The organism is Paraburkholderia sp. J10-1 (assembly GCF_905220165.1).
Taxonomy (GTDB): Bacteria; Pseudomonadota; Gammaproteobacteria; order Burkholderiales; family Burkholderiaceae; genus Paraburkholderia.
The window spans coordinates 35,442-61,746 of the sequence record NZ_CAJMYW010000027.1; the positions used below are offsets into that span (position 1 = coordinate 35,442).

Sequence of the window (26,305 nt, forward strand, 5' to 3'; positions counted from 1 at the left end):
TGCTGTGGTTCCTCAGTGTGTCTTTCGAATGCGCTCAGGCGCGCGCCTTCACATACGGCCGGATCCATCCCAGCCCTTGCGATGTGCCCGCGCGCGGCCGGTATTCGCAGCCGATCCAGCCGTCGTAGCCGAGTTCGTCGATTAGCGAGAACAGATACGGGTAGTTCACTTCGCCGATATCCGGCTCGTGCCGCTCGGGCACGCCCGCAATCTGGATATGCCCGATGCCCTTCATGTCGCGCTTGAGCTTGACGGCGAGATCGCCTTCGACGATCTGGCAGTGGTACAGATCGAACTGCACTTTCAGGTTTGGCGCGCCGACTTCCGCGCAAATCGCCTGCGCGTCGTCTTGCCGGTTCAGAAAGAAGCCGGGAATATCGCGCGTATTGATCGGCTCGATGACGACGGTAATGCCGTCCGCCTGGGCGGCCTTCGCCGCATAGGCGAGATTCTTCAGATACACGTCGCGGTGCGCGGCGCGCGACTGCTCCGGCTTGATCAAGCCAGCCATCACATGTAGCTTGTCGTTGCCGAGCACGCGCGCGTATTCGAGTGCCGTATCGACGCTGCGGCGAAACTCGTCTTCGCGGCCCGGCAACGACGCGATGCCGCGCTCGCCTGCCGCCCAGTCGCCCGGCGGCGCGTTGAACAGCGCCTGCGTGAGACCGTTTTCAGTCAGCCGCGCCTTGATGTCGGCGGCTGGAAACTCATAGGGGAACAGAAACTCCACGGCCTCGAAACCGTCGCGCGCGGCGGCGGCGAAACGATCGAGGAACGCGTGTTCGTTGTACATCATCGACAGATTGGCGGCGAAGCGTGGCATCGAAGCAACTCCTTAAATACGCGTGTTTAGCGGTTCACGAGCCGCGCGGGCGTCAGCCAGACGGCGAGCGCGCCGATCACGAGCATGGCGGCCAGCACATACATGCCGGACTGCGTGCTGTGCGTGAGATCCTTAAGATAGCCGATCATGTACGGGCTTGCGAAGCCCGCCAGATTGCCGATCGAATTGATGATCGCGATGCCCGCCGCCGCCGTCGCGCCGGACATGAACGCCGTGGGCAGCGACCAGAAGAGCGGCGCGCAGGTCAACACGCCCGCAGCCGCGATCGACAGGAACACAATCGACACGGCCGTGTTGTTCGCGAACGAAGCCGCGACCGTGAAGCCGACCGCGCCCGCGAGCGCCGGCCCGATCAGATGCCAGCGGCGCTCGCGGCGCTTGTCCGCGCTGTGACCCATGATGTTCATCACGACGATGGCAACGAGAAACGGAATCGCGCTCAGCAGGCCGATTTCGAACGCGCCCGTCACGCCCGTCGACTTCACGAGCGTCGGCATCCAGAACGTGAGCCCGTACTGGCCCGTGACGAACGCGAAATAGATCAGCGACATCCACCACGTGCGCGGGTCGCGGAACACCGCGCCAATCGAATGCGACTTCGCCTCTTCCTGCGGCTGCGCGGCGATTTCGTCGGCGAGCAGTTGCTTTTCGCGCGGCGTCAGCCATTTCGCGCCGGCGATGCCGTTGTCGAGATACAGGATCGTCGCGATACCGATGGCGATGGCAGGTACCGCTTCGATCAGGAACATCCATTGCCAGCCCGCGAAGCCGTGATGGGAGTCGAAGGTCTGCATGATCCAGCCCGACAACGGATTGCCGAAAATGCCCGAAACCGGAATCGCCGACATGAACACCGCGATGATCTTCGCGCGGCGATGCGACGGGAACCAGTACGTGAGATACAGAATGACGCCCGGATAGAAACCGGCTTCGGCAAGACCGAGCAGGAAGCGCAGCACGTAGAACTGCGTGGGAGTCCGAACGAATACGAACACGGCGGAGAGCAAGCCCCACGTGATCATGATGCGCGCAATCCAGATGCGTGCTCCGAGCCGGTGCATCAGGATGTTGCTGGGCAGCTCGAAGAGAAAGTATCCGACGAAGAACACACCCGCGCCGAGACCGAATACCGTCTCGCTGAACGCGAGGTCCTGCGACATCTGCAGCTTTGCAAAGCCCACGTTGACGCGGTCCAGATACGCGACCACGTAGCAGAGCATCAAAAATGGCACGATGCGCCAGAACACCTTGCCATAGGTGCGTTCGATTTCGGCCGCGCCGGGTTGCCCGGCTGCGGCGGCGGTGGATGCAGGGCGAACGGATGCCGCCTGATAGCTTGCCATGCGTTGTCTCCTTCGGGGTGGCGCTGGTTACAGGCCGTCCTCGTTGCGTCGGACGGCCCTCCGGCTTTCTGTCTAAGGTGGGTAATACGGAGCGTGCGCGTGGGTGCGCGGCAAGCTCGATGGGCTCGAACGCGCTACCAGCGCGCGCCGAAGACCGTGCGCAACTCCTCGAGCGCGGTGTCGCTGAGCGGCGCGGGACGCGGGTTCGTCATCAGCCACAAGCGCGCCGTCTCTTCGAGTTCTTCGATCACGTACGAAGCCTGCGAAACGGAGCGCTCCCAAACGACCGGCCCGAGCCGTTCGAGCAGCACGCCGCGCACGCTTTCTGCGAGCGAGGCGATTTGTTGCGCGACTTGCGGATCGCCGGGACGGCGGTAGCGAATCAGCGGAATGTGGCCGACTTTCATCACGTAGTACGGCGTGATGGGCGGCAGCACGTCGGCGTCGCTCCAGACGCCTGCGAGCGTCAGTGCGACGAGATGAGTGGAATGCGTGTGCACGATGCCGCGCGCTTCGCGGTTACGCTCGTACACGCCGCGATGCAGCGCCAGCGTTTTCGACGGCTTGCCGCCGGAAACCGCGTTGCCATTCAGGTCGACCTTCGCGATCTCCGCCGGATCGAGCCGGCCGAGGCAGGCGTCGGTCGGCGTGATGAGCCAGCCGTCGTCGAGCCGCGCGCTGATGTTGCCCGCGCTGCCGACCGTGTAGCCGCGCGCGTACAGGCTTGCGCCCGTCACGCAGATTTCTTCGCGGACGCGGGCTTCGCCGCTCGTGTGAATGGCTGCCGTCATTGCGCGTCTCCGTCAAGCTGACGCAGCGCCTTCGCGAAGAAGTCGACCGCGCCGAAGTTGCCGGATTTGAGCGCGAGCGCAAGCGGCTCCCCGCCTATCGTGGCGGTGGCGGGCACGCCCGGATCGATCTGCTTGCCGATGCGCAGCATGTCGACGCCCAGCGCCTGCACCACTGCGCCCGAGGTCTCGCCACCGGCGACAACGAACTTGCGCACGCCGAGATCGCGCAGACCGCGCGCAATCGCCGCGAGCGTGCGCTCGACCAGCTCGCCCGCCTGCGCGACGCCGAGTTCGCGCTGCGTCGCCTTCACTTCGTCGGGCGACGCCGTTGCGTAGATCAGCACGGGCTGCGGCTGCGCGGCGTTCATGTGCTCGCGTGCAAAGGCCAGCGCGTGTTCGACGACAGGCTCGCCGCGCGCCGCCGCGAGCGGATCGATGCGGAACGCGGGGCGCGTTTCGCGCCAGGCGGCCACCTGGGCATTCGTCGCCTTCGACGCACTGCCCGCCAGCACTGCCGACGCGCCGTCGATACGCGGCAGCTCGCCTGCGTTGGCGGCATCGGCGAGCAAACCGGCGCGGCGGAAATTCGCGGGCAGACCGAGCGCGACGCCCGAGCCGCCCGTGATCAGCGGCAGGTCCGCGCAGGCTTCGCCGAGCGTGTAGAGATCGGCGTCGGAGACCGCATCGGCAATCGCCATGCGCACGCCATCGGCGCGCAACGTGTCGATCGAGGCGCGCACGGCTTGCGCGCCCTGCGCCACCGCGTCATAGCGTACGAGGCCGACTTTCGAGCGCGTCTGCCGTTGCAGCACGCGCACGAGGTTCGCGTCCGTCATCGGCGTGAGCGGATGATGCTCCATGCCCGACTCGTTCAGCAGCACGTCGCCGACGAACAGATGCCCGCGATAGATCGTGCGGCCGTTTTCCGGAAACGCGGGGCAAGCGATCGTGAATGGCGCGGTTCCGTCGATGCGCGACAGCGCGTCGAGCAGCGCGTCGGCCACGGGCCCAATGTTGCCTTTATCCGTCGAATCGAAGGTCGAGCAGTACTTGAAGAAGAACTGGCGGCAGCCTTGCGCGCGCAGCCATTCGAGCGCGGCCAGCGACTGCGCCACGGCGTCGGCGGCATCGATCGTGCGCGACTTCAGCGCGACCACGAGCGCATCGGATTCGATGCGCGTGTCGGCGGCGGGCACGCCGATCGTCTGCACGGTGCGCATGCCGCCGCGCACCAGCATGTTCGCGAGATCGGTCGCGCCCGTGAAGTCGTCGGCGATGCAGCCGAGCAGCGGCTTGCTGGCGGAGGCGTTCAGGTTCGTCATATCGTTGCGCCCTTCTCGCTTACCGCTTCGCCGGGACATCGATGCCCGGGAAAATCTTGATGACGGCGGAATCGTCTTCGCCGCCGTGGCCCGCCGTCGAGGCCATCATGAACATCTGATGCGCAGCCGCCGAGAGCGGCAGCGGAAACTTCGAGCGTCGCGCGGTATCGAGCACGAGGCCGAGATCCTTCACGAAGATGTCGACGGCCGACAGCGGCGTGTAGTCGCCGTTGAGAATGTGCGGCACGCGGTTCTCGAACATCCACGAGTTGCCGGCGCTATGCGTGATCACGTCGTAGAGCGCGTCGGGATCCACGCCTTCGCGAAGACCCAGCGCCATCGCTTCGGCGGCGGCGGCGATGTGCACGCCCGCGAGCAACTGGTTGATGATTTTCACCTTCGAGCCCGCGCCGTGCTGCTCGCCCAGCCGATACACCTTGCCCGCCATCGCGGCGAGCACGTCCTCGCACGCGGCATACGCGGCAGCGGGGCCGGACGTCATCATGGTCATTTCGCCCGACGCGGCGCGCGCCGCGCCGCCCGACACGGGGGCATCGAGCATGTGCAGGCCGGCCGCTTCCACGCGACGGCCGAGGTCAATGGCGAAGTCCGGCGCAACCGTTGCGCACGCAATCACCACGCCGCCCGGCTTCATCGACTTGACCGCGCCGTGCTCGCCGAACAGCACCGTTTCCGTTTGCGCGGCATTCACGACGAGCGTGACGACCACGTCGCACTGCGCGCCAAGCTCGGCAGGATTCGCGCAAGCCGTGCCGCCGTCGGCGACGAACTGGTCGAGCACTTCGCGGCGCACATCGCACGCATGGACATTGAAGCCGCCGCGCAGCAGCGAACGTGCGACACCCATGCCCATCGCACCCAGACCGATCACTCCGACATTTCTCGACATACCCTTTCCTCTACGAACAATGCAGCAGACAGCGCGCCGCGCATGGCGCTGGCGAACGCGTCTGCAAATCAGCAGATACCGGCTTCGGCCAAACGGCGCGCCGCGTTGTACATGTGGGTTTGCGCGGCGTTGCGCGCCGCCATGGGGTCGCCTGCGCGGATTGCCGCGGCGATCGCTGCGTGTTCGTCGCGCACCTGACGCGAGAAGTCTTCGCGCAGCGCCTCGTTGCGGCGCGTGACGACCGTGCCCGCTTCAAGGTATTGATTGAGAAACGTCAGCGTCTTCAGGAAGTACGGGTTGCCCGTTACGGTGGCAATCGCCCGGTGAAACGCGACGTCTTCGGCAACGCCGTCGCGGCCCTCGGCGACGGCTTCATCGATCCTCTTGAGCGCGGCGTCGATGGCCATCATGTCGGCATCGGTGCGGCGCATCGCGGCTTCCGCCGCGACTTCGGCTTCGATCGCGCGGCGCACCGCGAGAATCTGCAGGACCGAGCCGCCTTCCATCGCTTCCGCATAGTCGATGCGCAGCGGCCGGATCGCGCCATGCGCCGATACGTAGACGCCGCTGCCCTGGCGCGGCTCGACCACGCCCTCGTTCTTCAAGCGCGAAATGGCCTCCCGGATTACCGTGCGGCTCACGCCGAACTCCTGAGCGAGCACGGCTTCGGTCGGCAGCTTGCCGCCGCGCGCGAACGTGCCTTTGTCGATCTGGGCGAGCAGTTGTTGCGCGACGGTGTCGCTCAGCGCCCGCGTGGGAATTTTCTCGAACATATCATCAGATTCGCCATGTCATCGGGTCATCATACAAATTTTGACGCGCGAATCGACATTGGGGTGAACCCTTAAGCGGCTCGTTTGAGCCCGTTTCAAAGGGAGGCGCCCCGTCTCTCGACGGGCGCGCCTCCTTTCGCTCACTCGGGAAGGTCGTCCACTTCGATATCGAGGAGCGCCATGCTCATCGACTTGCCATGCGCGTCGAGCGCCAGCGAGCGCGTGACGCCTCCGCCGAGCGCGTTGCCGAGCACGAAATTGAATGCGCCGAGAAGCGGCAGTTCATAGCGCACGACGTCGCCCTTGACCACGTCGGCGAGGTGAGCCTTGACGCGCTCCGGCGTGAGGACGTTGCGCAGATGGGCGTAGTGCTTCGCGTCAAAACAGATCACCGAAATATTCAGCGTATTGCCTTTGTCGCCGGTGCGGCCGTGGGCCAGTTCACGCAGTTTCATCGCTTGCCTCGACAAATTGGAAAGCCGCACTCACCTGTTCGCGCGGCAGCAGCACGGACTGCACGGCGAGCACCTCGCGCGTCGATTTGGTGACGCCGCCGCCGCCCGCAGGCCCGTTGGTGTAGAGCGTTTCGACCTCGTTGCCGATGCGCGCCGCTTCCTTTGCGTTCGCCGCGCGCCCCGCCACGCGAACGCGCACTTCGTACGGTTCTTCATGATGGGCCGCAAGGGCATCGCCATAAAGCGCATTCACGCCGATCAGGTCGAAGCGCAGTTCACTCGTCTCGACGCCCGTGATCGCCAGACGCTCCCGCACGATGTCGAGCGCAAGCCGCGCACGCGCGAGCGCACCCGGCCCGCCATAGGAAATCTGCCCCTCTCCGATGTAGCCGTCGACATACGCGACCGACACCTTCAGCGTGCCGGTTCGAGCGCTGCCGCGTCCGCCTGTCACGCGCACGCGGTCATGTGCCTCCTGTGCGACGCGAACCTCGGAGAAGTCTGCGACGACATCGGGTTGAAAGTAGCGTTGTGGATCGTGAATCTCGTAGAGCAATTGCTCCTTGCATGTCGCCTCGGTCACGCGCCCGCCCGCATGCGGCACCTTCGTGACGACGACGCTTCCATCGGCACTCACCTCGCCAATCGGAAAACCTAGCCGCGCGAGATTCGCTACGTCCTTGACGCCGGGATCGGCGAAGTAACCGCCCGTCACCTGCCCCGCACATTCGAGCAAATGGCCGACGACCGTCGCCTGCCCGAGCGTGTTCCAGTCGTCCATGCGCCAGCCGAACTCGTGAATGAGCGGCGCCGCGAACAGCGACGGGTCCGCGACGCGCCCCGTCAGCACGATATCCGCGCCCGCCGCGAGCGCTTCGACAATCGGCGCCGCGCCGAGATACGCATTCGCCGAGACGATGCGGTCCGTGTAGCGGCTCACATCGTCGCCGGACTCCTCGAAGCGCAGTTGGGATTGCAGGACGACATCGAGCACATCGTCGCCGGTGACGGCCGCAATCTTCAGTCCGCTCAGGCCAAGTTCCTGCGCAATTTGCGCGGTCTTGATCGCCGCAGCGCGCGGATTGGCGGCGCCCATGTTCGAGATGATGCGCACGCGCTGGCTCACGGCGACCGGCAGTACGGCGCGCATGCGCGCTTCGAGCAGCGGATCGTAGCCAAGTTCGGGATGGTGGCGGCGCGTCTGCTGGGCGATCGCGACCGTACGTTCCGCGAGGCATTCGAATACGAGGTAGTCCAGCGCGCCGTGCTCCGCGAGTTCGACAGCGGGCTCGATGCGATCGCCCGAGTAGCCAGCGCCCGCGCCTATGCGTACGCGTTTGGGTGATTCGGTCCGGTTCATGACGTCAACGACTCCTGTTTACAACGCAAACACGCCCAGCACGACGCACGCGATCGTCATGACGATCGATGCGCCAAACAGCAGCGGGAACGTGAACTTCTGATGATCGGCGAGATCGATGCCGCACAGGCCGACGACCAGAAACGTCGCGGGCGTGAGCGGACTCACGGGAAAACCGGTAGTCATCTGGCCGAGCAGCGCGGCCTGGCCGATGTGCACCGCCGGCACGCCCAGCTGCGACGCGACTTCGGCGATAACCGGTAGCACGCCGAAATAAAACGAATCGGGGTCGAACAGCATCGAGAGCGGCATCGACAGCACGCCGAGCGCAACCGGAATCTGCCCCGCAAACGATGGCGGCACGAAGCCGACCGCCGCTTGCGCCATCGCCTTGAGCATGCCGCTGCCCTGCATGACGCCGGTAAACACGCCGGCTGCAAGCAGGATGCCCGCCATCATCAGCGCGGCGCGCGCATGGGCGTCGATGCGCTTTCGCTGCATGTCGACGTTCGGGTAATTCACCATCAGCGCGATGCACAGGCCCACCATGAACATGATCGCGGGCGGAATCTTCTCGCCCATCACGACCATCGTGCCGAGCACGATGATCGTCAGCACGATGTTGAACCAGAAGTTCTGCGGGCGGCGCAGCGCTTGCTCCTCGGGCGTGAGTTCGCGTTTGGGCACCGGCACAGCGCCGTTCGCAGACGAATAACCGAGGCGCTTCTCCTCGCGCCAGCCGAGCCACCAGGCCATGCTGAACACGAATACGAGGCCGATTGCCTGCACCGGAATCAGCGGGTTGAACAGCGCGGAAATAGGCAGATGCAGCGACGCCGATGCGCGGATCATCGGCCCCGTCCATGGCAGGAAGTTGATGCCCGCCGCCATCGAAACGGCCGCCGCGAGCACGCGCTTGTCCATATTCAGGCGCTCGTACAGCGGCAGCATCGCGGGGATCGTGACGAGAAAGCACACGGCGCCCGAGCCGTCGAGGTGTATGAGCAGCGCGAGCAGCGTCGTGCCCACCACGATACGCGTCGGCTTGGTGCCGACCGTGCGCAGGATGCGGTCGATGATCGGATCGAGCGTGCCCGCGTCCGTAATCGTGCCGAAATAGAGAATCGCGAACACGAACATGCCGACGACGGGCGCGAGGCTCTTCAATCCGTCGACAACGAATTTGCTCGTCTGCAAGCCGAATCCGCCAATCAGCGACGCGGCGATCGGCACGATGATGAGCGCGACGAGCGGCGACATGCGTTTTGAAAGAATCGCGGCCAGCAACACCACGATCGTCACGAGCCCCAGCAAAGGCAGCATGTTGTGTCTCCAGTCTTGTCTTTTAGTGCGGACCAGCGTAAGTTCGGCGATGCAATAACGCAATTGAAATGAATTGATCGCAGCAATCACAGTTCGTTATGGATCTCAATCTCCGCGACATTCGAGCTTTCGTGACCGTGGCGCACGCGGGCAACTTCACGCGCGCGGCGGCCCGGCTGCATTTGTCGCAGCCCGCGCTGACCGTGCAGATTCGGCGTCTGGAAGAAACCGTGGGCGCGCGACTGTTCGATCGCAACAGCCGCAGCGTCGAACTAACGCAAACGGGACGCGAATTGCTGCCTATCCTGACGCGATCGCTCAGTGACATGGAGCAGGCCCTGCGGGACGCGCGCGCCCTGGGCGACGGTTCGAGCGGCACGGTGCGGCTCGCGTGTCTGCCGACCTTCGCGGCCAGCGCGCTCCCCGAACTCATTCAGGCGTTTCGTCTACGCGTGCCACAGGCGCGCTTTCAGGTTCGCGATGTCGTCGCGAGCGCCGTCAACGCACTTGTGCGCAATGAAGAGGTCGATATTGGCCTGACGGGCGGCCACAGCGTCGATGCGACGCTCGATGTTCTGCAGACAGGCGAGGACCGGCTCGTGATCGTGTGTCCGAAGACCCACCCGCTTGCCCGCAAGCGCACGGTGACGGTGGACGACTTCGCTTCGATGCCGCTCGTGCTGACCGCGCCGGGAACCAGCGTGCGCGCGGTGGTGGATGCCGCGCTGTCGAACGCGCGTTGCACGCCCGATATCGCGTGCGAGCCGATGTACATGATGACCGCCGTTGCGATGGTGCGCGGCGGCCTGGGGATTTCGGTTCTACCGGAATCGGCGCGTGAAGTGCATGCCGAGCGCGGCCTCGTCACTAGGCCGATTGACGATCCGGCATTCGTGCGCCCGATCGCGCTCGTCAAGAAGCGCGGCCGCACGCTGCCTCGCGTGACGGAGGACTTTGTGAGCACAGTCGATCTTGGCGGCGAGAGGCCGGGCTGAGCGCAAATTGTCGCTTTGCGGTGGGCACCGCCCTAAGTTCACTTAGCGCATTGTTTTGCGACTGCCTTTCGCCGCCCACGCCAGTACCAGGCACGAAAATGCATTGAAAGCGAAAAGGCCCTTCGCGCCCAGCACGGTCATGAACATGGATGCGATGGCAGGCCCTGTCATGCCGCCCAATGAGAACAGCACCAGCAACAGCGAAGAGATCGCCACACGCAATTGCGGATCGATACGGTCATTGGTGTCGCCCGCGACAAGTCCATACTGCGTGAACGTCACCGCGACATACGCAATGGCGCCAATCCAGAGAAACGCACCTTCGTGAAGTACGACGAGCGCCACGCTCAGCGCCGCCGATAGCAACGCTATCCGGAACACGAGCACACGCCGCGCATAACGGTCGGAAAGCCGCCCTATCGGCCGCTGCGTAAACAACGCGCCGAGTAGACAGACGCCCATGAATAGCGAAAGATTGGTCGTGGCGAAGCCGGAACGCACAAGAAAGACGGGCATCAACGAAAAAAAGCTGCTGTAGAGAAACCCCGCGAGAATGCAGCCCGGCACCGCAAGCGACGTCGCACGGGTCAACGCTCGCAGGACCTCGATCCAGCTATGCCCGCGCAACGGTTCAATCGCGCCGCTATTCGCCGTCCTGGGCCAGCCCGACAGCAACGCCACAGGAATGATCGCCGCTGAGAAAAGTCCAGAGGCAAGCGCAAATCCGGTTGTAGCGCCCGGGCTGCCGATATTCAGCAATAATTGCCCCGCGCACAGCGAGAAATAGTTGACGGTGGAGTAGGTGCCGAATATGCGCCCTCTATTGGCATTCGACGCCGTGCCCTGAATCCAGCTTTCGATAGACGAAAACAGGCCCATGAAAGCGAAGCCGGTCGCGAGACGAATCAACGCGAGCGTCGGTGCCGAGTCGAACGCTCCGAACGCTTGCGTGAGAATCGCGGCCAACGCGGCGAAGGCGATAAAGACCCGATGCTGGCCAAACCGGTCGATTAAACGTCGCGCGGTAAATGCGCCGAGCAAAAAGCCAAGGTAGTAGCACGACTGGATGAGTCCCACCATGAGCGTGGATTCGCCGTGGCGCACGAGACGCAGCGGAATCAGCGTCTGGAACAGCCCATTGCCGAGAATCAGAAAGCCCGCGCCGAGCAGCAGTCCCGCAAGGGTTCGGTATTCGCTGGGGGTTTGCGAGGCAGCGGCCGGAGCGGCCGGTAGTGGCGCGGCGTGACCGGGCGTGTCAAGAGGAAGGTTCGATTCCGCGCTGCCCGTGCGATCGTGTGGCGGTTCTTGCAGCAATAGCGTGCTGGCGTCACCTTGTGCTTCTCTCATTCTTACCGTCCGTAAAGCAGATGCGCAGGGCGCACGTCCCTCGATCAATGACGCCACGATTCGTTCAAGCGAAGCACGGCAGCGGCGTGTATCGCCAGAGTCGGTCAGCGTCATCCAGAATTCGGCCGCACGCGAAATCAATCACGAAACGTAATAAAGAAAGTAACGGCCCGTGATGCTCACGCGCGCGGGCACGAGAGCCGAAGATCGCCCGGCATTGCATGTTGTCGCGCGAATATCACCCCCTCTTATTATCTGAATAAGATCCGCCGATCGTTTCGCGGCCGATTTTTTTGACCTACCTACTCTGCGAGCGCATGGCGTCGCCAATGGCTTCGCCGGCTTCGTTCTTCTTTCAACCGCAGAGACCTTCACATGCAAAAACACATTCTTGCAGCGGCTATTGCGCTCGCATTCACTACTGCTGCGCACGCCCAAAGCTCCGTCACGCTATATGGATTGATCGATGTCGGCGTCCTCTATGCCAACAATGCCGGCGGCCATAGCCAGTATCAGATGAGCAGCGGCAATATCCAGGGCAGCCGCTGGGGCTTGCGCGGCAACGAAGACCTGGGTGGCGGGCTCAAGGCGCTGTTCGTGCTCGAAAACGGTTTCAACGTGGCGACCGGCAAGCTTGGCCAGGGCGGCGACGAATTCGGACGCCAGGCCTACGTGGGACTGTCGTCGGCGAATCTCGGCACGATCACGCTCGGCCGCCAGTACGATTCGATCACTGACTTCACGTACATGTTCGAAGCGGCGAACGTGTGGTCGCCGTACTTTGGCGCGCATCCCGGCGACCTCGACAACCTGAACGGCACCAACCGCGTGAACAACGCGATCAAGTACAAGAGCCTCTCCTACGGCGGCTTCACGTTCGGCGGGCTTTACAGCCTAGGCGGCGTGGCGGGCGACTTCACCCGCAACCAGATCTGGTCGCTCGGCGCGAACTACACGCGCGGGCCTCTGGTGCTCGGCGTGTCGTACCTCAACGCCAGGGACCCGAACTACTCGTACTTCGGCAACAACTCGACCTCGAGCACCACGGCGTCGAACATGACGTCGAGCCGCGTCTACTCCGGTTATGCGTCGGCGAAAACGCAGCAGGTTATCGTCGCGGGCGCGCAATATACCTACGAAGCCGCGACCTTCGGCGTCACGTACAGCAACACGCAGTTCAAGGACATCGGCGCGCTCGCCGGGCTGCCTGCCACGGGAGCCGGCGGCGACGCGAAATTCCACAATGTCGAGGCGAACTTCCGCTATCAGCTCACGCCTGCGCTGCTGCTGGGCGCGGCTTACGACTACACCAAGGGCTATGGCGTGAACGGCGCGACATATCACCAGGGTGTGATGGGCGCCGATTACTTCCTCTCGAAGCGCACCGATTTGTACGTCGACGCGGTCTACCAGCACGCATCCGGCACCGATTCCACGGGGGAAAAGGCGGTCGCGAACATCAACTTCCTCACCGCTTCGACCACGCAAAACCAGGTCATGGCGATTGTCGGGATGCGGCACCGGTTCTAGAACGCGCGAACGCCGGCGTATTTGCGTAAGCGGTGCTTATGGTTAGGAAAAGAGCCGCTTAGGCACCGGCGTTTCGCAACGGGTTCGGCTACCTTAGGACAACGCGCGCCGCGCTCAAGGCCGGCGCGCCGCTGCCAGCGAAACACGCGCGCAAGCGAACCCGAGGGTATTGAACATGCAGAGCCTGGCTTTCGGGCACGTTTTTCGTGCCGATTCACCGCTTGTCATCGTCACGCCGCATAGCGGCAGCCGGATTCCGGGCGAGTTGCTGAGCAGCGCGTCATGGACCGCCATCGAGGGACGTATGGCCGATCCGGCGGGCCTCGCCCTCGAAGCCCTCGCCGCGAAGCGCGGCATCACGACGATCAGTGCGCGCTACCATCCTTGCGTCATCGACTTCAACGTGGCAACGGAAAGCCGTCCGCTATCGTTGCGCCTGAGCCGAAGCGGCCTGTGCCGCACGCACACTTCGCGCGGCGAGCCGCTCTACGACGACTCGCACCCGCCTTCCGAGCGCGAGGTCGAAGCCCGCGTCGAACAGTACTGGCGTCCCTTTCATGCGGCCGTGGCGGCGGAAATCGAACGCTTGCGCAGCCTTCACGCCAACGTGCTGCTGCTCGTTTCGCACGCGAGCTACTGGCTCTCGCCTTACCGCAACCAGAGCGGCGCGCTCGACTGCAACGTCGGCAGCAATCGCGGCCGTTCGTGCGACCGTCAACTCGTGTCCGCGCTCACCGATACGGTTGGCGAGCACGGCCGCTCGTGGGTCGTGAACGGCAAGGTCGCGGACGTGTTCGCGGCGCAGCACTACGGCGCGCCCGACGAGGGCATCCACGCCGTCGAAATGGAGATCGCGGGCCGCTGGCGGGCAGCGCTCGAATACGAGCGCGAGCAGGCAGAAGGCGCCGAAGCGGTTGCCACGCTCAGTGCGCTGCTCGATGCGCTCGAGGGCGCGCTCGCACGCTTTCCGCGCGCGCCAACGCTCGCGCCGTCGCACGCAACGTCAACCCACGCCGACCGGCTGCCAAAGTAACGGCAACGCGCGATTCCCTAATATTTACGCTCAGGCAACCGTGTTAGCATTCGTGCTGTCACGTTGCAGGCGACCATGAAAGAAAGCGCACCTGAACAGTATCCAGACTGGGATTTACTCGCAAGCTGGGTGGCCGTCGTCGAATCGGGTTCGATTTCAGACGCGGCAAGCCGCCTCGCGATCTCGCAAGCCGGCGTCTCACAACGCATCAAGGCGCTCGAAACCATCCTCGACACCACGTTGCTCGATCGCGCGACGCGCCCCGCGCGTCCTACCGCCGCCGGTCAACGCCTGTTCGAACATGCCACCGTGCTGCTGCAAGGCGCTGACCAGATGGTCGAAGCCGTGCGCAACGTCACGCGCGCCAAGCGCGTTGTCGTGCGTCTCGGATGCGTCGATTCGTTTGCGGCCACCATCGGCCCGATCATCATCAAGGCGCTCGCGGGCACGTCGCATCAAATCCGTTTGTGGTCGGGCATCACGCCCACGCTCGACGCGCAGCTCGAGGCGCGCCAGCTCGACATGGCCGTGACGACCACCGAGCTTTCGCAGGTGCCCGGCATTCGCCGCCAGAAGCTGTTTTCGGAGCCCTACGTGGTCGTGCTGCCGCGCAGCTTCGAAGTGGACCGCTTCACGACGCTCACCGAACTGAGCCGCCAGCTTCAACTCATCCGCTACAGCGCGCGTTCGGTTATCGGCCAACACGTCGATGCCTATCTCGCCGCCAACGCCGAAAACATCGAGCGCACCTGCGAATTCGACGCCACCGACCCGATGCTCAGTCTCGTGGCCGCCGGTCTCGGCTTCGCGGTGACCACGCCGCTGTGTCTGTGGCAGTCGCGCCATTACGTGCCCGATCTGCGCGTGGTCGCGCTTTCGTCGTTCTCGCGGCACGGCCGGGCTTACCAGGGCCTGAGCCGTTCGTTCTTTCTCGCCTCGCGCGAGAACGAACTCGGCCATCTGCCCGCCGATCTCTACGATCTGCTCAAGCGCGCGTTCGAGCGCCAGGTGTCGCGCGATATCGCCAAAGCGCTCGCGCTCGCGCCCGAGGATGTCTGTATCGCCGACGAGCAATGATGCGCGCCGCGCGTTGGCCGCATGTTCCGCCGCTTCCATAACCCTCGCCGATCCAAAGCATAAGTCGAGGTTTAGCAACGGGCGGTTTGCCGCCTTGCCACTAGTCTGGACACTGAGCTTCGCCTTCGGCGCAAAGCGGCGCGCGCGGCGTGCCGCTGCATGCGAACCGCTACGCCGGCGGCGTTTTCGAATCCCCTTCCCTTAGGAGCCAGTGTGATTTCAGGTCCTCAATTCCCGCAGCCCGCGAACGAACCCGAAGTGCATTTCGGCGCGGGCACGCAAGCGCAAGCGGAGTTGCGCCAGGCGCTCGAACAGCGCGACGTGGTCGAGATCCCCACCGTGATCGACGGCAAGCGCTACTTCTCGAACGACGTCGTCGAAGTGCGCGCACCGCACGACACGCAGCGCCTGCTCGCCCGCATCCACCGGCCCACTGAAGCCCAGGTCCAGGAAGCGATTGCGAGCAACAAACGCGTGGCGAAAGATTGGGCCCGACTCACGCACGCGAGCCGCGCAACGATCCTGCATCGCGCCGCCGAGATCATCGCCACGCGTTCGCGCATGAAGATCAACGCAGCGACCATGCTCGGCCAGAGCAAGACCGTGGAAGAGGCCGAGCCGGACAGCGCCTGCGAGTTGATCGATTTCCTGCGCTTCAACGCCTACAACGCACAACGCGTGTATGCGGAGCAGCCGATGTCGGTCGCAACCGCCGCGAACCGCGCCGACTGGCGTCCGCTCGAAGGTTTCGTCTACGCCGTCTCGCCGTTCAACTTCACGGCCATCGGCGGCAACCTGACCACGGCGCCCGCCATCATGGGCAATACCGTGCTGTGGAAACCCTCGGAAAAGTCGGCGCTCGCCAATTACATCTTCTTCGAAGCGCTCGAAGAGGCGGGCCTGCCGCCGGGCGTGATCAACTTCGTGCCGGGCGAAGCCGAACTCACCACACGCGTGGCGATGGCCTCGCCCGATCTCGCGGGTATTCATTTCACGGGCTCGTCGGCGGTGTTCCAGTCGCTCTGGAAGGGCGTGGCGTCCAAGGTCGATTCGTTCCGCACGATTCCGCGCCTCGTGGGCGAAACGGGCGGCAAGGACTTCGTGCTCGCGCATGCGTCGGCGCATCCGTCCGAAGTCGCCATCGCGCTGATTCGCGGCGCGTTCGGCTATCAAGGGCAAAAGTGCAGCGCCGCCTCGCGCGCCTATATTCCGCGCAGCCTGTGGTCCACCGTGCGCGAAGAATTGCGCGCGCGCCTTGCCGAGCTGAAAGTGGGCGACGTAGCCGACTTCAGCACGTTCATGGGCGCCGTGATTTCCGAAGCCTCGCATAACAAGCTGAGCCGCGTGCTGGCCGCGGCAAAGGACGACTCGGCTGTCACCTTCGTGAGCGGCGGCAAGACGTGGTCGGAACCCGGCTACTTTGTCGAGCCGACCGTGCTCGAGGTGAGCAATCCGAAGCACGCGCTGATGACCGAGGAACTGTTCGGGCCGATCCTCTCGGTGTATGTGTACGACGACAACGCATGGGACGACACGCTCACGTTGATCGACGCGACGAGCCCGTACGCCCTCACCGGCTCGATCTTCTGCACCGACCGCTTCGCGCTGCATCAGGCCGAGGACGTGCTCGTGAACGCCGCGGGCAACCTCTACCTCAACGACAAGCCGACCGGCGCGATGATCGGCCAGCAGCCGTTCGGCGGCGGCCGTGCGAGCGGCACGAACGACAAGGCCGGTTCGTATCTGAACCTGCTGCGCTGGGCCTCGCCGCGCGTCGTGAAGGAAACCTACCTGCCCACGCGCGAGTGGCGTTTCGGCGTGTAAGCGCCAGGCGCGGTTCATCGTCCCGGTGATCGCCGGGACGCATGAAAAAAGGGCTCATCGCGACGATGAGCCCTTTTGCTTTACATGTTCGGATAATTCGGCCCGCCGCCGCCTTCGGGTGTGACCCACACGATGTTTTGCGTCGGGTCCTTGATATCGCAGGTCTTGCAGTGAACGCAGTTCTGCGCATTGATGACTAGCGTGCGATCGCTCGCGCCTTCATCGCCCGTGAACTCGTAGACGCCCGCCGGGCAAAACCGCGCTTCAGGCCCCGCGTAGCGGTCGAGATTCACACGCACGGGCACGCTCGCATCCTTGAGCGTGAGATGAGCGGGCTGGTTCTCTTCGTGATTCGTATTCGAGAGAAACACCGAAGAAAGCCGGTCGAACGTGAGCTTGCCGTCGGGCTTCGGATAGGCGATCGGCTTGCACTGCGCTGCCGGCCGCAATGTTTCGTGATCCGAATGATGATGGTGAAGCGTCCATGGCACGCGTCCACCCAGCACCTTTTGCTCGAGGCCGACCATCATGCTGCCGAGATAGAGGCCCTTGCTCATCCATTGCTTGAAATTGCGCGCACGATGCAGTTCTTCCTTGAGCCACGATTGCTCGAAGGCCTCGGGGTACGCCTCGAGCGTGTCGTTGCCACGCCCCGCTTGCAACGCGTCGAACGCCGCTTGCGCCGCCATCATGCCCGAGGCGATCGCCGCGTGGCTGCCCTTGATGCGTGAGGCGTTGAGCATGCCCGCCTCGCAACCCAGGAGCGCGCCGCCCGCGAACACGAGTTTGGGCATCGACATGAGGCCGCCCGCCGCAATGGCGCGCGCGCCATACGACAGACGCCGGCCGCCTTCGAGAAAGCGCCGGATCGCCGGATGCGTCTTGTAGCGCTGAAACTCCTCGAACGGTGACAAATACGGATTCGTGTACCCGAGCCCCACGACGAACCCCACCACCACCTGGTTGTCGTTCAGGTGATAGAGAAACGAGCCTCCGTAGGTGTCGCTTTCGAGCGGCCAGCCCGCGGTGTGTATCACGAGGCCCGGCTGATGCAAGGCCGGATCGATCTCCCAGAGTTCCTTGATGCCGAGCCCGTATACCTGCGGATCGGCGCCCTCGTCGAGTTTGAAACGGCCGATCAGCTCGCGGCCAAGATGGCCGCGCGCGCCTTCCGCGAATAGCGTATAGCGCGCGTGCAGTTCCATGCCCAGCTGGAAGTTCGCAGTCGGCTCCCCGTCCTTGCCGACGCCCATATTGCCCGTCGCCACGCCCCGCACTTCGCCGTGCTCGCCGTAGAGCACTTCCGCCGCTGCGAAGCCCGCGAAGATCTCCACGCCCAGCGCTTCAGCCTGTTCCGCGAGCCAGCGTGTCACATTGCCGAGGCTCACGACATAGTTGCCGTGGTTCTTGAAGTTATCGGGCAGCAGCCAGTTGGGCACCGGCTTCGCGCCGCCTTCGGAAAGGAAGAGAAAACGGTCTTCGGTCACCGGTACGTCGAGCGGTGCGCCGCGCTCCTTCCAGTCGGGAATCAGCTCGGAAAGCGCGCGCGGGTCCATGACCGCGCCCGAGAGCGTATGCGCGCCGATGGCCGAACCTTTCTCGAGCACGCACACGCTCACATCAGCGTTGCGTTCTTGCGCCATCTGCTTGAGGCGGATGGCGGCGGAAAGACCGGCCGGCCCTCCACCGACAATGACGACGTCATACTCCATCGATTCGCGCGGGCCAAACCGCGCTGCGAAGTTCTTCGTGTCCATTTCAACCGATATCTGACTGTGCGGGACGGCTGCGGCTCGCACACACATGCAAGGGCCGCAGCCTTGTGGAGTTCCCGGCACGCGCCGCGCGAAGCGGCACGACCGGCCTGAAACCCATCCTACGTTGCCGGATAGCGGATGCCTGCGACATCACCGGCGCTTATGCAGCAATCAAGCCCGCGTTGGTCTTGCGATGGCGTGAATTCAATGCGGCGACGCGAGCGCGTCCAGGCGCTGCGATTCTGTGCGCGTGGCTGCGAATGCGACTGGGTCAGTCCCGCGTAAGGCAAGCGCCACCCAGAACTGCGCGGATAGCGCCCGAATACCACGCGCACGGCCTGTGCGCGGTGGCAGTGCGACGCCCGCTTCTACTAAGCATCGATCCTGCTTATATTGGCGCGCCGCGGTTTATGGCGTCTCACACTTCGCCCCATACCCTTTGCTCAGGAAAGGACGCGAAACCGTGGACAAATATGATGTGGTCGTGATTGGCGCTGGCGTGATCGGCAGCTCCGTCGCATTTCAACTGGCGAAGCTCGGCGCGAAGAACGTGCTCGTGCTCGATCGCGGCACGATTGGCGCCGGGACGACCTCGCAGTCGTCCGGCATCTTGCGGACCCATTATTCCGTCAAGGAAAACGTGGAACTCGCGCTCAAGAGCTGGGAAGTCTTCAACAACTTCCCGGCCTATCTCGGCGACGAAGAAGCGTCCTGTGGACTCGTGAAGTGCGGCTACATGATCGTGGCGAGCGAAGGCGACAAGCTCGAGCCGCTGCGCGCGTCGCTCGATCAGCAAAAGGCCCAGGGCGTGCCGCTCGAATTGCTCGACGCGAAAACCGCGCATGAACTGCTGCCGATCGCCCGCTTCGACGACGCCGCGCTGATCGGCTACGAGCCCGAAGCCGGTTTCGCCGATGCGTATCTCGTCGCCACCAGCTTCGCGCGCGCCGCGCGCCGCGGCGGCGTGACGATCCGCGAGAACGTCGCGGTCAACAAGATCCTGTTCGAAGGCAACCGCGTGGTCGGCGTATCGACGAGCGCGGGCGACTTCGCAGCGGGCGTCGTCATCAGCACACAGAACATCTGGACGCCTGAACTTGCGGGCTGGACCGGCCGCAACCTGCCCGTGATGCCCGAACGCCACGCGGTGCTCGCGCTCGAATGCGACGCGGCGAAGTACACCTTCTCGATGCCGGTATTCAAGGACCTGGCCTCGCCCGGCATGCTCTATTACCGCAGCTACGGCGGCAGTCAGATGCTGGTGAGCGAAGGCATCGTGGGCGAAAAGCTCGCCGCCGCCGAAACCGAGCAAGGCGACATTCCGATGGACTACGTGGTCGAAGTCGGCGCGCAAGTGGCCGAGCGCTTCCCGGCCTACGAAACGGCGGGCATCGCGTCGTCGTGGACCGGCGTCTACGACGTCACGCCCGACTGGAATCCGGTGCTCGGCCGCCTGCCCGGCATCGAAGGCCTCGTGGTCGGCTACGGCTTCTCGGGCCACGGCTTCAAGCTTTCGCCGACGGTGGGCCGCGTACTCGCCCAGGAAGCGCTTGGTCTGCCGACCGATGTCTCGCTCGGCCCGTATTCGATCGAGCGCTTCGAAACGGGCGCGCTGCTGACGGGCAAATACGGCCTTGGCGCCGTGTCGTGAGCGTGCGTGACCCCGTGCCGATGAACACCGCCAACGTACGCGCGCTCGCCGCGCTGCCGCGCGAAGCGTGGCGCAACGGCGGCGGCGTGACACGCACGCTTGCCACGAACGCGAATGCAAACGCAGACGCATGGCGCGTGAGCATCGCCGAAGTCGAGCGCGATGGCCCGTACTCCCGTTTTGCCGGCATGACGCGCGTGTCGTTCGTACTGCGCGGCGCAGGCGTCGTGCTGCGCGAAGGCGCGCTGGAAGTGTCGCTCACGCCGAACGAAGCCGTGGAATACACGGGCAACGCAGCGTGGGACGCGCGCCTCGTGGGCGGCGCAGTCACGGTGCTGAACGTGATGAGCGCGGCGCAAAAGTATCGCGTCGCGGTGCGCCCACTCGGCGCGAGCGTGACTGTCGACGCCGGCGGCGTGGCGCTCGTGCTGGCGCTCGATGGCGCGTGCGATATCGGCGGCAGCTTAGCCGGACACACGCGCCTCGCATCGGGCGAATACGCCACGTTCGCCGACGTGCGCGCGCCGCTGGCCGTCGCGCCCGCCACGCCAGGCGCGCGCATCGTGCTCGTCACGTTATCGCCTGTCGCATCACCATGAACGAATATCGTTGAGTATTCCGAGGAAACCAGCATGAAAGTGATTACCGCAGTCAAGCGCGTCGTCGATTACAACGTGAAGGTCCGCGCGAAAGCGGACGGCAGCGGCGTCGATATCGGCAACGTCAAAATGTCGATGAATCCCTTCGACGAGATCGCCACCGAAGCGGCCACGCGCCTGAAGGAAGCGGGCCATGCCACGGAAGTCGTGGCCGTCTCGTGCGGCGTCGCGCAAAGCCAGGAAACGCTGCGCACCGCGCTCGCCATCGGCGCGGACCGCGGCATCCTCGTGGAAACCGCCGTGGAATTGCAGCCGCTTGCCGTCGCGAAGCTGCTGAAGGCCGTGATCGACAAAGAGCAGCCGCAACTGGTCATTCTCGGCAAGCAGGCCATCGACGACGACGCGGGTCAAACGGGCCAGCTGCTCGCCGCCCTGCTCGACTGGCCGCAGGCGACGTTCGCGAGCGCGATCGAAATCGGCGATGGCACGGCCACCGTCACGCGCGAAGTGGACGGCGGTCTCGAAGTCGTCTCGCTGCGCCTGCCCGCCATCGTGACGACCGATCTGCGCCTTAACGAGCCGCGCTACGTCACGCTGCCCAACATCATGAAGGCGAAGAAAAAGCCGATCGACACGCTCACGCCCGAGCAACTCAACGTCGATCCCGCACCGCGCCTGAAAACGCTCAAGGTCGTCGAGCCGCCCGTGCGCAAAGCCGGCGTGATCGTGCCAGATGTGGCCACGCTCGTCGAAAAACTGAAATCCGAAGCGAAGGTGATCTGAATGACAACTCTCGTAATCGCCGAACACGGCGAAGGTCAACTGAAGCCCGCGACGCTGCACACGATCGCCGCCGCGCAACAGATCGGCAACGGCGTGCACGTGCTCGTGACGGGTCATGCCGCGAGCGCCGTGGCGCAAGCCGCGAGCCGTGTGGCGGGCGTCGACAAGGTCGTGCTGATCGATGCGCCGCATCTCGCCGATGCCCTCGCGGAGAATGTGGCGGCGCAGGTCCTGGCGCTGGCTGCCGACTACTCGCATCTGCTCTTCCCCGCCACCGCGTTCGGCAAGAACGTCGCCCCGCGCGTGGCCGCGAAGCTCGACGCCTCGCAAATCTCCGACGTGATCGCCATCGACGCGCCGGACACGTTCCAGCGCCCGATCTACGCCGGTAACGCCATCGCCACCGTGCAATCCAGCGACGCCGTGAAGGTCGCGACGATCCGCACGACCGCATTCGAAGCGGCGCAGACGGAAGGCGGCAGCGCGTCGATCGCCGAAGCGCCGGCCGTGCCCGATCGCGGCCTCTCGTCGTTTATTCGCCGCGAGATCGCGGCAAGCGACCGGCCCGACCTCACTTCGGCGCGTGTGGTGGTGTCCGGCGGTCGCGGCCTTGGCAGCGCCGAAGATTTCGCGCGCCTCGATCCGCTCGCCGAAAAGCTGGGCGCCGCGATCGGCGCGTCGCGCGCCGCCGTCGATTCGGGCTATGCGCCGAATGATTTGCAAGTCGGGCAAACCGGCAAGATCGTCGCGCCGGAACTCTATGTTGCAGTCGGCATTTCCGGTGCGATCCAGCATCTCGCGGGCATGAAGGACTCGAAGGTGATCGTGGCAATCAATAAGGACGCCGATGCTCCGATCTTCGGCGTGGCCGATTACGGTCTCGTTGCCGATCTGTTCGAGGCGGTGCCCGCCTTCGCTCAAGCGCTGTAATGCTGCGCGGCGTTCGCGCCGCGCTACTTGCCTGTTCCTGTCTCAATCCTCACGCAGTAACCGGTTCGCCGTCTTCTCGATGCCTTCGCGAAGACGGTTTTTTTTGCGCCTGCGATGCGGCATGTGCGATGCGCCAACAAAAAAAGCGGGCCATGCCCGCTTTTCCATTACCCCGTCTCGCGCATTCAGCGTCCCATCGCTCGCACCGCCTCAAACGCCGCCGTCACCATGCGCTCGACCACCGGCTCGACCTCGCCCGCGACTTCAGGCAGGTACTCAAACGGCGAAGTCTCGCTCATATACGTCGACTGACACATTTCGAGCTGCACCGCGTGCACGCCCTTCTGCGGCTCGCCATACGCGCGCGTGTTGTAACCGCCCTTGAAGCGTCCATTGGCGATCCACGTGAACGGCTGAGCGCCGAGCGTGCGCGTGATCGCGTCGAGCACGCCGGCGTCGCAACTCAGTCCGTTGTTCGTGCCGATGTTCAGGTCGGGCAGCTTGCCCTCGAAAAGGCGCGGCAGCACGCTCGCGATCGAATGCGCTTCCCACAGCAGCACGGCGCCGAATTCAGCCGTCAAGCGGTCGAGTTCGGCGCGCAGTTGCGCGTGATACGGGCGCCAGTACCGGTCGAGACGCCGCGCGACTTCGGCGGCGTTGGGGCCGGCGCCATTGCGATACAGCGGTTCGCCGCGAAACGTTTCGGTCGGGCACAGGCCGGTGGTCGTCTGGCCCGGATAGAGGCTTTCGCCCGAGGCCGGCCGGTTCAGGTCGATCACATAGCGCGACACGCGCGCGCCCAGCACCGAGGCGCCCATCTTTTTCGCGAACGCGTAGAGGCGATCGAGATGCCAGTCGGTGTCGGCGACTTCGCCGGCAACGTCGGTCAAATGCTCACGGATATCGGCGGGAATGGCCGTGCCCAGATGCGGAATGGAAACGAGCAGCGGCACGGTGCCGCGATGAAAATCGAAGATCGGGGAAGTCATGCGGGAGGCATTGCGGTGACGTTGAGGGGAACGGCCTGCGTAACTACGCGGAAAGCGAGGGTGACGCTGCTGGCACGACACGGCCCGGATTCATCGTATCGTTCGGATCGAGCAGATGCTTCATTTGCCGCATCAAGGCGATTTCGTTCGCGTCCTTGTAGAGCGACATCTCGGGCACGTGCAGCGAGCCGATGCCGTGCTCCGCGCTGAACGTGCCGCCCATCGCCGCCGCGATGTCGTAAAGCCGATGACTCAGCGCGAGCTGCAGAGCGGCCTTGTCCGCAACGCTCGCCCAGTATTCGTGCGAAAACATGGCGATGTAGTGGAGATTGCCGTCGCCCATATGGCCGACCACGACTTGCGTGGCCTGCGGATAGTGCTCCTCGAGCGTCTTCTCGGCGGCCTCCATGAAGTCGGGAATGCGGTACGTAGGCACGGCGATATCGTGCGTGAGCCCCATGCCTTCGCGGCCATTCGCCTCGGTCACGTGATGACGGATGTGCCAAAGGTCCGCGCGCTGCTGCGCGCTCGCGGCCACCACCGCGTCGACGATCACGCCGGCTTCGAACGACGGCGCGAGCGCATCCGTCAAGCGCGCGGCGATTGCTTCATCGTCGCCCGACGAAGCCGCCAGTTCGACGAGCACCATCCACGCCGGCGTTTTGTCGAACGGATTGCGCGCCTTCGCGGCATGACGCAGCGAGATTTCGAATTCACTGCGCGAGATGAGTTCGAGCCCGACCAGTTCGCCCGGAAAAGCGGCTTGAAGCTTGAGCCCTTCCCGCACGGCGGCGTGCACGGTATCGACGCCCAACATGGCCGTAGCCGTCGCGCGCGGACGCGGATACAGCTTCAACGCAGCCTGCGTGACCACGCCGAGCGTGCCCTCCGCGCCCACGAACAGGTTCTTCAGATCGTAGCCGCTGTTGTTCTTGCGCAGCGTGCGAATGCCGTTCCAGATGCGCCCGTCGGCAAGCACGACTTCGAGCCCGAGCACGAGATCGCGCGTGTTGCCGAAGCGCAGCACGTTGGTGCCGCCTGCATTCGTCGCGATGTTGCCGCCGATCTGGCACGAGCCTTCCGCGCCGAGCGTGAGCGGAAAAATGCGGTCGGCGTCGAGGGCGGCTTGCTGGAGATCGGCCAGAATGCAGCCGGCCTCGACGGTCATCGAATTGTTGTCGGCGTTGACCTCGATGATGCGGTTCATCTTCGCGAGATTCAGCAGGATGCTGTTACCGGAAGCGTCCGGTACCGAGCCACCGCACACGCTCGTGTTGCCGCCTTGCGGAAACACCTTCACGCCGCGCGCGTTGCACCATGCGAGGACACGCGACACCTGCGCGGTGTCGCGCGGAAACACGACGCACGCGGCGCGTCCCGAATGGCGCTTGCGCCAGTCGATCAAATGCGGCGCCATGTCGGCGTCGCGCTCCAGCACATTGGCGACGCCCGCGAGTTCGCGCATCGCCTCGATAATCATGGCTTGATTCATGGTTCGTTCACTTCCTCAACACGACGGCGTCGCGCGCGGCCCAGCGCACGGCCAGTTGCTGCCCCACGTTCGCGCGCTCCGCGGCGCGCGCCGAAATACCCTTCACGAGCAGCGTCGCGCCGTCTGCGAGCGTCAGCTCGAAGCGCGTCATGCCGCCCACGAACGATACCTGCGCAATCGTGCCCGTGCACGTGTTGTCGTCCTCGGGTTGCATTTGCTCCACCACGTCGATCTTTTCCGGGCGCACGAGCACCTTGACTTTCGAGCCGATCGCGTGCCCTTGCGTGCTGCGCACCTTGAGCACGCGATTCGCGGAAACACGCACCACCCCTTCGGCCTGCACGACGCCTTCGATCAGGTTCGATTCGCCAACGAAGTCCGCGACGAACTCGTTGACGGGCTCGAAATACAGTTCGTCGGGCGTGCCGAGTTGCGCGATGCGGCCGCCGTTCATGAGGCACACGCGGTCAGAGAGGTTGAGCGCCTCTTCCTGATCGTGCGTGACGTAGACGAGCGTGGTGCCGAGGTCGCGGTGCAGGCGCTTGATCTCGCCTTGCAACTGGTCGCGCAGCTTCTTGTCGAGCGCACCGAGCGGCTCGTCCATCAGGATCACCGAAGGCGAATAGACGATGCAGCGCGCAATGCCCACGCGTTGCTGCTGGCCGCCCGACATCTCGCGAGGCTTGCGATTCTCGTAGCCCGTGAGCCCGACGCGCTCGAGCGCGTTGCGCACACGCTGCTGGATCTCCGACTTCGCGACGCCGCGAATGCGCAGCGGAAACGCCACGTTGTCGAACACATTCAAATGCGGCAGCAGCGCGTAGTTCTGGAACACCATGCCAAGGCCGCGCTCGCGCGGCGGCACGGTCGACACGTCCTTGCCGTCGAGCACGATGGTGCCTTCGGTCGGCGCGACGGCGCCCGCGATAATGTTGAGGATCGTGCTCTTGCCCGAACCGCTCGGCCCGAGCAGGCTCAGGAATTCGCCCTTGCGGATCGAAAAATCCGTGCTGTGCAGCGCAATCGCGCTGCCGTAATGCTTGCTCACGCCGCGAAAAACGATCATCTCTTCGGTGTTGCGCTGCGTCGCCGCGACGCTGCCCGAGGCTTCCTTGGCCGCTTGCGCGATGCCTGGCAGCGGACGGCCATCGTTATCCAGTAGAACGTGTGACATGTT

23 protein-coding genes are annotated in these 26,305 nt (G+C 64.5%); 9 read left to right on the forward strand and 14 right to left on the reverse strand.

Annotated features, from left to right (window positions below; all coding sequences use genetic code 11):
* Positions 1 to 34: 34 nt before the first annotated feature.
* From otnI to U5A65_RS38060, 9 genes are all read right to left on the reverse strand, one after another.
* Entirely contained in the window at positions 35 to 823 is a 789-nt protein-coding gene (gene otnI / locus U5A65_RS38020; protein WP_321949438.1) for a 2-oxo-tetronate isomerase, read from the reverse strand.
* Positions 824 to 849: 26 nt separating this feature from the next.
* Positions 850 to 2,187, reverse strand: coding sequence for an MFS transporter (locus tag U5A65_RS38025; protein ID WP_321949439.1), 1,338 nt, complete (start codon positions 2,185 to 2,187; stop codon positions 850 to 852).
* Positions 2,188 to 2,321: 134 nt separating this feature from the next.
* Positions 2,322 to 2,978, reverse strand: a complete 657-nt coding sequence (locus U5A65_RS38030) for an aldolase (RefSeq protein WP_321949440.1) — start codon at positions 2,976 to 2,978, stop codon at positions 2,322 to 2,324.
* Complete coding sequence (otnK, locus tag U5A65_RS38035) at positions 2,975 to 4,291, reverse strand: 3-oxo-tetronate kinase (RefSeq protein ID WP_321949460.1); 1,317 nt, start codon at positions 4,289 to 4,291, stop codon at positions 2,975 to 2,977. Before otnK ends, U5A65_RS38030 begins: the two co-directional genes overlap by 4 nt.
* A gap of 28 nt (positions 4,292 to 4,319) precedes the next feature.
* Positions 4,320 to 5,210, reverse strand: a complete 891-nt coding sequence (gene ltnD, locus U5A65_RS38040) for an L-threonate dehydrogenase (RefSeq protein WP_321916294.1) — start codon at positions 5,208 to 5,210, stop codon at positions 4,320 to 4,322.
* A gap of 68 nt (positions 5,211 to 5,278) precedes the next feature.
* Positions 5,279 to 5,983, reverse strand: a complete 705-nt coding sequence (locus U5A65_RS38045; protein WP_321916296.1) for a FadR/GntR family transcriptional regulator — start codon at positions 5,981 to 5,983, stop codon at positions 5,279 to 5,281.
* 140 nt (positions 5,984 to 6,123) lie between these two features.
* Complete coding sequence (locus U5A65_RS38050) at positions 6,124 to 6,438, reverse strand: hypothetical protein (protein WP_321916297.1); 315 nt, start codon at positions 6,436 to 6,438, stop codon at positions 6,124 to 6,126.
* Positions 6,425 to 7,798, reverse strand: a complete 1,374-nt coding sequence (locus tag U5A65_RS38055) for an acyclic terpene utilization AtuA family protein (RefSeq protein WP_321916298.1) — start codon at positions 7,796 to 7,798, stop codon at positions 6,425 to 6,427. The genes U5A65_RS38050 and U5A65_RS38055 overlap by 14 nt, the downstream gene beginning before the upstream one ends.
* A gap of 18 nt (positions 7,799 to 7,816) precedes the next feature.
* On the reverse strand, positions 7,817 to 9,121 hold the full coding sequence (locus tag U5A65_RS38060; protein ID WP_321949441.1) for a citrate:proton symporter: 1,305 nt from the start codon (positions 9,119 to 9,121) through the stop codon (positions 7,817 to 7,819).
* A 98-nt stretch (positions 9,122 to 9,219) separates the two neighbouring features.
* Here U5A65_RS38060 and U5A65_RS38065 point away from each other — a divergent pair, with 98 nt between their 5' ends.
* On the forward strand, positions 9,220 to 10,116 hold the full coding sequence (locus tag U5A65_RS38065; RefSeq protein WP_321949442.1) for a LysR family transcriptional regulator: 897 nt from the start codon (positions 9,220 to 9,222) through the stop codon (positions 10,114 to 10,116).
* A gap of 42 nt (positions 10,117 to 10,158) precedes the next feature.
* Here U5A65_RS38065 and U5A65_RS38070 read toward each other — a convergent pair whose 3' ends face one another.
* Positions 10,159 to 11,463, reverse strand: coding sequence for an MFS transporter (locus tag U5A65_RS38070; RefSeq protein ID WP_321949443.1), 1,305 nt, complete (start codon positions 11,461 to 11,463; stop codon positions 10,159 to 10,161).
* Positions 11,464 to 11,838: 375 nt separating this feature from the next.
* On the opposite strand from U5A65_RS38070, the gene U5A65_RS38075 reads away from it, so the two are divergent.
* From U5A65_RS38075 to pruA, 4 genes are all read left to right on the forward strand, one after another.
* Complete coding sequence (locus U5A65_RS38075; protein ID WP_321916304.1) at positions 11,839 to 12,993, forward strand: porin; 1,155 nt, start codon at positions 11,839 to 11,841, stop codon at positions 12,991 to 12,993.
* A gap of 175 nt (positions 12,994 to 13,168) precedes the next feature.
* A complete protein-coding gene (locus U5A65_RS38080; protein WP_321916306.1) occupies positions 13,169 to 14,026 on the forward strand; it encodes an N-formylglutamate amidohydrolase in 858 nt (285 codons plus the stop codon).
* A gap of 75 nt (positions 14,027 to 14,101) precedes the next feature.
* The gene (locus U5A65_RS38085; RefSeq protein ID WP_321916307.1) at positions 14,102 to 15,103 is read left to right on the forward strand and encodes a LysR family transcriptional regulator; all 1,002 of its coding nucleotides are present in this window, start codon (positions 14,102 to 14,104) and stop codon (positions 15,101 to 15,103) included.
* Positions 15,104 to 15,316: 213 nt separating this feature from the next.
* Positions 15,317 to 16,927 (forward strand): L-glutamate gamma-semialdehyde dehydrogenase, encoded by a 1,611-nt coding sequence (gene pruA / locus U5A65_RS38090; protein ID WP_321949444.1) that lies wholly within the window; start codon positions 15,317 to 15,319, stop codon positions 16,925 to 16,927.
* 80 nt (positions 16,928 to 17,007) lie between these two features.
* Here the strand turns inward: pruA and U5A65_RS38095 are convergent, their stop codons facing one another.
* On the reverse strand, positions 17,008 to 18,684 hold the full coding sequence (locus U5A65_RS38095) for an electron transfer flavoprotein-ubiquinone oxidoreductase (RefSeq protein WP_321949445.1): 1,677 nt from the start codon (positions 18,682 to 18,684) through the stop codon (positions 17,008 to 17,010).
* Positions 18,685 to 19,147: 463 nt separating this feature from the next.
* Between U5A65_RS38095 and U5A65_RS38100 the strand changes: the two genes are divergently transcribed.
* From U5A65_RS38100 to U5A65_RS38115, 4 genes are read left to right on the forward strand one after another with little or no spacing between them, the layout of a single operon-like run.
* Entirely contained in the window at positions 19,148 to 20,335 is a 1,188-nt protein-coding gene (locus tag U5A65_RS38100) for an FAD-binding oxidoreductase (protein WP_321949446.1), read from the forward strand.
* Entirely contained in the window at positions 20,332 to 20,934 is a 603-nt protein-coding gene (locus U5A65_RS38105) for a HutD family protein (RefSeq protein WP_321949447.1), read from the forward strand. Before U5A65_RS38100 ends, U5A65_RS38105 begins: the two co-directional genes overlap by 4 nt.
* A 33-nt stretch (positions 20,935 to 20,967) precedes the next feature.
* Positions 20,968 to 21,717, forward strand: coding sequence for an electron transfer flavoprotein subunit beta/FixA family protein (locus U5A65_RS38110; protein ID WP_321916316.1), 750 nt, complete (start codon positions 20,968 to 20,970; stop codon positions 21,715 to 21,717).
* Positions 21,718 to 22,647 (forward strand): electron transfer flavoprotein subunit alpha/FixB family protein, encoded by a 930-nt coding sequence (locus tag U5A65_RS38115; RefSeq protein WP_321949448.1) that lies wholly within the window; start codon positions 21,718 to 21,720, stop codon positions 22,645 to 22,647.
* A 185-nt stretch (positions 22,648 to 22,832) separates the two neighbouring features.
* Here the strand turns inward: U5A65_RS38115 and hutG are convergent, their stop codons facing one another.
* The 3 genes from hutG to U5A65_RS38130 are packed head-to-tail and all read right to left on the reverse strand — an operon-like array spanning position 22,833 to position 26,302.
* Entirely contained in the window at positions 22,833 to 23,636 is an 804-nt protein-coding gene (hutG, locus tag U5A65_RS38120) for an N-formylglutamate deformylase (protein WP_321949449.1), read from the reverse strand.
* 43 nt (positions 23,637 to 23,679) lie between these two features.
* Positions 23,680 to 25,128: an FAD-binding oxidoreductase gene (locus U5A65_RS38125; RefSeq protein ID WP_321949450.1), complete on the reverse strand. Its 1,449-nt coding sequence runs from the start codon at positions 25,126 to 25,128 to the stop codon at positions 23,680 to 23,682.
* Between the two features lie 7 nt (positions 25,129 to 25,135).
* Positions 25,136 to 26,302 (reverse strand): ABC transporter ATP-binding protein, encoded by a 1,167-nt coding sequence (locus U5A65_RS38130; protein ID WP_321939093.1) that lies wholly within the window; start codon positions 26,300 to 26,302, stop codon positions 25,136 to 25,138.
* Positions 26,303 to 26,305: the final 3 nt, after the last annotated feature.

What these genes read in the sequence shown, in the direction of transcription:
- U5A65_RS38110 (WP_321916316.1), top strand. Translation starts at nt 20,968, where the DNA reads ATGAAAGTGATTACCGCAGTCAAGCGCGTCGTCGATTACAACGTGAAG.
- U5A65_RS38130 (WP_321939093.1), bottom strand. Translation starts at nt 26,302, where the DNA reads ATGTCACACGTTCTACTGGATAACGATGGCCGTCCGCTGCCAGGCATC.
- U5A65_RS38080 (WP_321916306.1), top strand. Translation starts at nt 13,169, where the DNA reads ATGCAGAGCCTGGCTTTCGGGCACGTTTTTCGTGCCGATTCACCGCTT.
- U5A65_RS38045 (WP_321916296.1), bottom strand. Translation starts at nt 5,983, where the DNA reads ATGTTCGAGAAAATTCCCACGCGGGCGCTGAGCGACACCGTCGCGCAA.
- U5A65_RS38075 (WP_321916304.1), top strand. Translation starts at nt 11,839, where the DNA reads ATGCAAAAACACATTCTTGCAGCGGCTATTGCGCTCGCATTCACTACT.
- U5A65_RS38030 (WP_321949440.1), bottom strand. Translation starts at nt 2,978, where the DNA reads ATGACGGCAGCCATTCACACGAGCGGCGAAGCCCGCGTCCGCGAAGAA.
- U5A65_RS38070 (WP_321949443.1), bottom strand. Translation starts at nt 11,463, where the DNA reads ATGAGAGAAGCACAAGGTGACGCCAGCACGCTATTGCTGCAAGAACCG.
- U5A65_RS38025 (WP_321949439.1), bottom strand. Translation starts at nt 2,187, where the DNA reads ATGGCAAGCTATCAGGCGGCATCCGTTCGCCCTGCATCCACCGCCGCC.
- U5A65_RS38115 (WP_321949448.1), top strand. Translation starts at nt 21,718, where the DNA reads ATGACAACTCTCGTAATCGCCGAACACGGCGAAGGTCAACTGAAGCCC.
- U5A65_RS38065 (WP_321949442.1), top strand. Translation starts at nt 9,220, where the DNA reads ATGGATCTCAATCTCCGCGACATTCGAGCTTTCGTGACCGTGGCGCAC.
- U5A65_RS38050 (WP_321916297.1), bottom strand. Translation starts at nt 6,438, where the DNA reads ATGAAACTGCGTGAACTGGCCCACGGCCGCACCGGCGACAAAGGCAAT.
- U5A65_RS38085 (WP_321916307.1), top strand. Translation starts at nt 14,102, where the DNA reads ATGAAAGAAAGCGCACCTGAACAGTATCCAGACTGGGATTTACTCGCA.
- U5A65_RS38055 (WP_321916298.1), bottom strand. Translation starts at nt 7,798, where the DNA reads ATGAACCGGACCGAATCACCCAAACGCGTACGCATAGGCGCGGGCGCT.
- hutG (WP_321949449.1), bottom strand. Translation starts at nt 23,636, where the DNA reads ATGACTTCCCCGATCTTCGATTTTCATCGCGGCACCGTGCCGCTGCTC.
- U5A65_RS38060 (WP_321949441.1), bottom strand. Translation starts at nt 9,121, where the DNA reads ATGCTGCCTTTGCTGGGGCTCGTGACGATCGTGGTGTTGCTGGCCGCG.
- U5A65_RS38095 (WP_321949445.1), bottom strand. Translation starts at nt 18,684, where the DNA reads ATGGACACGAAGAACTTCGCAGCGCGGTTTGGCCCGCGCGAATCGATG.
- ltnD (WP_321916294.1), bottom strand. Translation starts at nt 5,210, where the DNA reads ATGTCGAGAAATGTCGGAGTGATCGGTCTGGGTGCGATGGGCATGGGT.
- U5A65_RS38125 (WP_321949450.1), bottom strand. Translation starts at nt 25,128, where the DNA reads ATGAATCAAGCCATGATTATCGAGGCGATGCGCGAACTCGCGGGCGTC.
- otnI (WP_321949438.1), bottom strand. Translation starts at nt 823, where the DNA reads ATGCCACGCTTCGCCGCCAATCTGTCGATGATGTACAACGAACACGCG.